Annotated in this window: 2 protein-coding genes; both read right to left on the reverse strand. The window is 73.5% G+C overall.

Annotated elements, in window-relative coordinates; genetic code table 11:
* Positions 1–285: 285 nt before the first annotated feature.
* Complete coding sequence (locus tag AB0M67_RS29405) at positions 286–1,500, reverse strand: cytochrome P450 (protein WP_365750327.1); 1,215 nt, start codon at positions 1,498–1,500, stop codon at positions 286–288.
* 156 nt (positions 1,501–1,656) lie between these two features.
* Positions 1,657–7,248 (reverse strand): type I polyketide synthase, encoded by a 5,592-nt coding sequence (locus tag AB0M67_RS29410; protein WP_365750328.1) that lies wholly within the window; start codon positions 7,246–7,248, stop codon positions 1,657–1,659.
* Between the last annotated feature and the right edge of the window lie 59 nt (positions 7,249–7,307).

Consider the following 7,307-nt stretch of genomic DNA (forward strand, 5'->3'; position numbering starts at 1 on the left):
CGCGCTGACGGGCCGGGCTCCCCGAAGGAGCCCGGCCCGTCACGCATGCCCCACCCCGGACCCCACAGAAGCCGGCCGAGCGACGCCCCGACCGCAACACGCCACCCGCCGGGCACGGCCCCGCGCTGCCGACGGCGGTCCGGTACCTGATGCCCGTGGCCCAGCGCCTGCCCGGTGGTGGTCGGACAAGGGGACGGGGGTCGGTTCCGTAAAGGTGCGTGCACGGCGGCGGGCCCAGCAGGTGTTGGCCTGCTGGGCCCGTCGGCCGTGCTGTCGCGTGCCGTGTCACCAGGTGACGGGCAGGCTCTCCAGTCCGCGGATGATCGACGCCGACTTGAGGCGAAGCTCGGACTCGGGCACCGCGAGCCGCACCTGCGGGATGCGCTCCAGGATCGCGCGGAACGCCTCCTGGAGCTCGATCCGGGCGAGCTGCGCGCCGAGGCAGTAGTGGATGCCCGCGCCGAACGCCAGGTGCGGGTTCTGCTCGCGGCCCAGGTCCAGCCGCTCCCCGTCCTCGAACACCTCGGGGTCGCGGTTGGCGGTGGCGACCGCGGGCAGTACCACGACGCCGGCGGGCAGCACCTTGCCGTTGCTCAGCTCCACCTCCGCCGTGGTGAGCCGGGGGATGATGCCGCCGGTCGTGGTGAGCGGTACGAACCGCAGCAGCTCGTCAATCGCCTTGGGGATCGCCTCGGGGTTGGCCCGCAGCTTGTCGAACTCCTCGGGATTGTGCAGCAGGGTCACCAGGAACATGCTGATCTGGTTGGCCGTGGTCTCGTGGCCCGCGCTGAGGATGCCGATGCTCAGCGCGATGATCTCGCGCTCGGTGAGCGTGCTGTCCTCCTCGCTGACCGCGATCAGCTCGCTGATCAGGTCGTCGGCGGGCTTCTCCCGCTTGACCGCGATCAGATCGCCGAAGTACTTCACCAGCGCGACCGTCGCCGCTTCCTTCTCCGCGACCTGCTGCCAGTCGCCGAGCAGCGCGTTCGACCAGGCGTGGAACGTGTCCTGGTCGGTGGCGGGCACACCGAGGAGCTCGCAGATCACCCGCACCGGCAGCGGGACGGAGAAGCTCTTCACCAGGTCCACCGGACGCGGCAGCGTCTGGAGTTCGTCGAGGAGCTCGGTCACCAGCTCGATGACCCGGGGCCGCAGCTGCTCGACCCGCCGCGCGGTGAAGGCCTTGCTGACCAGCTTGCGCAGCCGGGTGTGCTCCGGGGCGTCCATGCCGACCAGCGACTCGTTCATCAGCTTGCCGGACTCGGTCTCCGACATGGCGGCGGCCGCGGCGGCCATGACCTTGCTGCTGAACCGGGAGTCGACGAGCACCTTGCGGACGTCGGCATGCTTGGTCACCATCCAGCCGCTGATGCCGTCCGGGAACTTCACCTCCACCACGGACTCGCCGTCCCGGATCGCGGCGAGCTCCGGCGGCATCTCGCAGACCGACGGCGGGTCGGGGAACGGGAACGCTATGGGTTCGGAAGACGCTTCGGCCATGGATTGCTCTCCAGATTCGTGAGGATGAACGACGAGTGGTGGGGTGGGCAGGCAGGCCTTGCCCGCAGGCTATGCACGATCGGCCCCTACACCCGGCCCCTAGGTCGCCCCACTCGCGCGAGGTGCCCGGGGCCGGGTTCGGCACCGGGCCCGGCGTCACCCCGTCCCGGCCCCCTTGGCCATGGCGAGCAGCGCCGCCACGTCCATGGACTTGATGTCCTCGCTGCGGTCGACCGCCGCCGGCTCCGCCCGCTGCTCCCCGGTCAGTGCCAACAGCGCGTCCAGCAGGCCGTGTTCGCGCAGCCGGTGCAGCGGTACGGACAGCAGGGCACGGCGGACGGCCGCCTCCTGCTCGTCCTCGGGCGCCGCGGCGGCCTCCGCCCCGTCCGGGGACAGCCGGGCGGTCAGCAGGGTCACCAGTTCGCCGAGTGTCGGATAGTCGAAGACCAGGCTGACGGGCAACCGCAGACCGGTGGCCGCGTTGAGCCGGTTGCGCAGTTCCACCGCGGTCAGCGAGGTGAAGCCGAGGTCGCGGAACGGCCGGTCGGTCTCGACCCGGTCGGTCGAGGCGTGCCCGAGCACGGCGGCGATCCGGTCGCGGACGAGCTCCAGCAGCGTCTCCTGCCGTTCGACCGGCACCATCTCCGCCAGCCGGTCCCGCAGTCGCGTCCCCGCGTCCTGGTCCTCGCTCCGCGCCGACCGCCTCGCCGGGACCCGGAACAGCCCGCGCAGCACCGGCGGCAGTGAACCGGCCGCGGCCTGCGCGCGGAGCGCGGCCCCGTTCAGCCGGGCCGGGAACACGACGGGCTCGGCGCTGCGCCAGCCGAGGTCGAACAGGGCGAGGCCCTCGTCCGTCGGCAGCGCGGACACCCCGCGCATCGGCGTGCCCGCCGAGACCGCCTCGGTGAGCCCGCCGCCCATGCCCCGCTCGGCCGCCCACAGTCCCCAGCCCAGTGAGGTCGCGGCGAGTCCCTGGCGGCGCCGCCGCTGGGCCAGGGCGTCCAGGAAGGTGTTGGCGGCGGCGTAGTTGCCCTGCCCGGTGCCGCCGAGGGTGCCCGCGATCGAGGAGAACAGTACGAAGGCGGACAGGTCCAGCCCGGCGGTCAGCTCGTGCAGATGCACCGCGGCGTCCACCTTGGCCCGGAACACCCGGTCGATCAGCTCCGGCCCCAGCGAGGCCAGCAGCGCGTTCTCTGCGGTGCCCGCACAGTGCACCACCGCGGTGAGCGGATGTCCGTCCGGGATCCCGTCCAGTACGGCCGCCAAGGCCGTGCGGTCCGCCGCGTCGCAGGCCACGAGCGTCACCGCGGCCCCCGACTCCTCCAGCCGGCCGACGAGTTCACCGGCGCCCTCGGCGTCCGGGCCCCGCCGGCTGAGCAGCAGCAGCCGGCGTACGCCGTGCAGTTCCACCAGCCGGGCGGCGACCAGCGCGCCGAGCCCACCGGTCGCCCCGGTCACCAGCACCGTGCCGGCCGGGTCGAGCGCGTCCAGGCCCGTACCGGGCACGGTGTCCGGTACGTCGGCGGCCGGCGGCCGGTGCAGCCGGGGTGTCAGCGCGACCCCGCCGCGCAGGGCGAGCTCCGTCTCCCCCGACGCGACCGCGGCCGGCACCGCCCGCCCGGACTCGGCGCTCCCGTCGGTGTCCAGCAGGACGAACCGCCCGGGATTCTCCGACTGGACCGAACGCACCAGCCCCCACAGCGGCGCGGAACCGAGCCCGGTCACCGCGTCCTCCCCGGAAGTCCCCACGGCGTCGGTCGTGGCGACCACCAAAGGCACCACGGCGAGCCGCTCGTCGAGCTCCTCGGAGACCCATGTCCGGGCCGCGTCCAGCACCAGCCCGGCGCGTTCCCGGGTGAGCGCGGCGAGCCCCGCACCGCCCGGATCGCCGTCGGGCAGGGCGAGTACGACGAAGCCCGGCACCGGACCGCCCTCGGCGACCGACGCGCTCAGCGCCGCCAGGTCCGGATGGCGGACGGCGCCGCTGTCGACGCCCGCCCACTCCGGTGCCGCGCCCACCACCGCCCACGGGGCCGCCTCGACCGCGGGCAGCGGCACCGGCGTCCACGCCATGGCCAGCAGCGAGGAGAGCGCGGCGGACCGCCCGGCCCCGGCCCCCGCCCCGGCGTCGGTGAGGTCGACCGGCCGCAGCAGCAGCGAGCCGACCGAGACGACCGGAGCGCCGGTGCCGTCCACGGCGTGCAGCGACACGGCGTTCTCGCCCGCGGGGGACAGGGTCACCCGCAGGGCGGTGGCGCCGGTGGCGTGCAGCGAGACCTCGTTCCACGCGAACGGGCGCAGCGGACCCGTCCCCTGGCCCAGCAGACCGCCCAGGCCCACCGCGTGCAGGGCCGCGTCCAGCAGCGCGGGATGCAGCAGGAAATCGTCCGCCGCCTCGTGCGGCTCCTGGGGCAGGGCGACCTCCGCGAAGACCTCCCGGCCACGCGACCAGGCGGCCCGCAACCCTTGGAAGGCGGGCCCGTAGGCGAACGGCCCGTCCGCCAACTCCTCGTACAGATCGCCCAGTTCGATGCGCTCGGCGTCACGCGGCGGCCAAGCGGTCCGTACCGCCTCCGGCGCCGGACCGGCCGGGCACAGGACGCCCGTGGCATGCCGGGTCCACTCGCCCGCCGCGAACGTGTCGTCCGTACGCGCGAAGAACCCGAGCTCGCGCCGCCCGGTGTCGTCCGGGGCGCTCACCGTGAGCTGGAGGTCCAGGCCGCCGGTCTCGGGCAGCGTGAGCGCGGCCTGCATGGTCAGTTCCTCGATGTGCGGGCACTCGACGAGATCGCCGGCGACCACCGCCAGTTCCACGAACGCGGTCCCCGGCAGCGGAACGGTCCCCATCACCCGGTGGTCGGCCAGCCAGGGATGCTCACGCAGCGAGAGCCGCCCGGTTAGGACGAGCCCGTCGGACTCCGCGGGCTCCACGGCCGCCCCGAGCAGCGGATGCCCTGGGGAGCGCAGCCCGGCGGACGTCACGTCACCGGAACCGGACACCGGCATCCGCAGCCAGTACCGCTGCCGCTGGAAGGCGTACGTGGGCAGATCGACGGCCCGCGCACCGGAGCCCTCGAACACCGCCGACCAGTCCACCGGCGCACCCGCGACGAACGCCTCGGCCAGCGCGGTCCGCAGCCGCCCGAGGCCGGCGTCGTCACGCCGCACGGAACCCGACACCTGGGCGGACACGCCCGCATCGTCGATGATCTCCTGAACGGCCATCACGACCACCGGATGCGGGCTGACCTCCAGCAGAGTCCGGTGGCCCTCGTCGAGCGTGGCCCGCACGGCCGTCTCGAAGACGACGGTCTGCCGCATGTTCCGCAGCCAGTACCCGGCATCGAGCCCCGCCGTGTCCAACTGCTCACCGGTGACGGTCGAGTGGAAGGCGACGGACGACGACTGCGGCTGGATGTCGGCCAGTTCGGCCATCAGTTCGTCGTTGAGCGCGTCGACCTGCGCGGAGTGCGAGGCGTAGTCCACGGCGATACGACGTGCCCGCACCCCGTCCGTCTCGCACTCGGTGAGCAGGTCGTCCAGCGCCTCCGGCTCGCCGGAGACGACCACGGACGACGGTCCGTTGACCGCCGCGATCCCGATCCGGCCCTCGAAGCGCGTGAGCCGCTCCTCCGCGTCGGTGACCGGCAGGGACACCGACACCATCCCGCCCTTGCCGGACAGCTTCTCCAGCACCAGACGCGACCGCACCGCCACCACCCGCGCACCGTCCTCCAACGACAGTCCGCCGGCCACGCACGCGGCAGCCACCTCACCCTGTGAGTGACCGACGACCGCGGCCGGTTCGACACCGAAGGACCGCCATACCGCCGCGAGCGACACCATCACCGCCCACAGCACCGGCTGGACCACATCCACCCGGGACCACAACGGATCGTCCCCGTCCCGGAACACCACATCCCGCAACGACCAGTCCACATGCGGCGACAGGGCACGCTCACAGGCCACCATCGACTCGGCGAACACGGGGGAGGCGTCCCACAGCTCACGCCCCATCCCGACCCACTGCGATCCCTGACCGGGGAAGACGAAGACCACACCGCCGTCAGCGGACGCCCGCCCGCTCACCACACCCGCCCCCGGCGCCCCCTCGGCCACCGACCGCAACCCCGCCAGCAAGCCCTCCCGGTCACTCCCGAGGACGACGGCCCGCTGTTCGAACGCCGACCGCGTCCCCGTCAACGAGAACGCCACATCCGCCGGGCTCAGCCCGGGCCGCTCCACGACACGTTCCAGCAGCCGCCGGGCCTGCGCCCGCAACGCCGTCTCACCGCGCCCCGAGACCACCCACGGCACCGGCCCGGAAACCTCACCGCCAGACTCCGACGACTCCACCTCCGGAGCCGGGGCCTGTTCCAGGATCAGGTGGGCGTTGGTGCCGCTGACGCCGAAGGAGGACACCGCGGCCCGGCGCGCACGTCCCGTGTCCGGCCACTCCCGTGCCTCGGTCAGCAGCCGTACGGCGCCCGAGGACCAGTCGACGTGCGGTGTCGGTTCGTCCACGTGCAGGGTCTTCGGCATGATGCCGTGCCGCAGCGCCATGACCGTCTTGATGACGCCGCTGACTCCGGCCGCGTACTGGGTGTGCCCGATGTTGGACTTGATCGACCCCAGCCAGAGCGGCCGGTCGGCGGGGCGGTCCTGGCCGTACGTCGCCAGCAGCGCCCGGGCCTCGATCGGGTCGCCGAGCTTCGTGCCCGTGCCGTGCGCCTCGACCAGGTCGACGTCCGCGGTGGCCAGGCCGGCGTCGTCCAGGGTGCGCAGGATCAGCCGGCGCTGGGCCGGGCCGCTGGGCGCGGTGAGGCCGTTGCTGGCGCCGTCCTGGTTGATGCCGGTCTCGCGGACCACGGCCAGCACCGGGTGCCCGGCGCGCTGGGCGTCGGAGAGCCGCTGGAGGACGAGCACACCGGCGCCCTCGCCCCAGCCGGTGCCGTCGGCGTCCGAGGAGAACGCCTTGCAGCGGCCGTCGGAGGCCAGTCCGCCCTGCCGGGAGAACTCCGGGAAGGCGCCGGGCGTCGCCAGCACCGAGACGCCGCCGGCCAGGGCCAGCGAGATCTCGTCCTTGCGCAGCGCCTGCACGGCCAAGTGCAGTGACACCAGCGACGACGAGCACGCCGTGTCCACGGTGACCGCCGGACCCTCCAGGCCGAGTACGTACGCCACCCGGCCGGAGAGCACGCTGCTTGAGGTGCCGGTCAGCATGTAGCCGTCCAGTGCCTGCGGTGACGCGGCGAGCAGACCGGCGAAGTCCCCGCCCGTGCCGCCGAAGTACACCCCGGTGCCGCTGCCCCGCAGGGACCGCGGATCGAGCCCGGCCCGCTCCAGCGCCTCCCAGGAGGTCTCCAGGAGCAGCCGTTGCTGCGGATCGGTGGCCAGCGCCTCGCGCGGGGAGATGCCGAAGAAGTCCGCGTCGAACTCGCCCGCGCCGCGCAGGAAACCGCCCTCCAGGGTGGTCGAGGCGCCGGACTCCACGGCGTCGGAGCGGTACAGCCCGTCGAGGTCCCAGCCGCGGTCGTCGGGGAAGCCCGCGATCGCGTCCTGGCCCTCGGACACCATCCGCCACACGTCCTCCGGTGTGTCCGCGCCGCCCGGGAACCGGCACGCCATACCGACGATCGCGATCGGCTCGCGCGCCTTGTCCTCGACCTCACGCAGCCGGCGCTGGAGTCCGCGTGCCTCGGTGACGGCCCGCTTGAGGTACTCGCGGTACTTCTCCTCGTCGGACATTTCGCTGCCAGCTCCTTGGTGAGGTGTTCTTGGAGAAGCGGTTCTCGGAGGATTCCGGA

This window comes from Streptomyces sp. NPDC051662 (assembly GCF_040681655.1).
Lineage (GTDB): Bacteria > Actinomycetota > Actinomycetes > Streptomycetales > Streptomycetaceae > Streptomyces.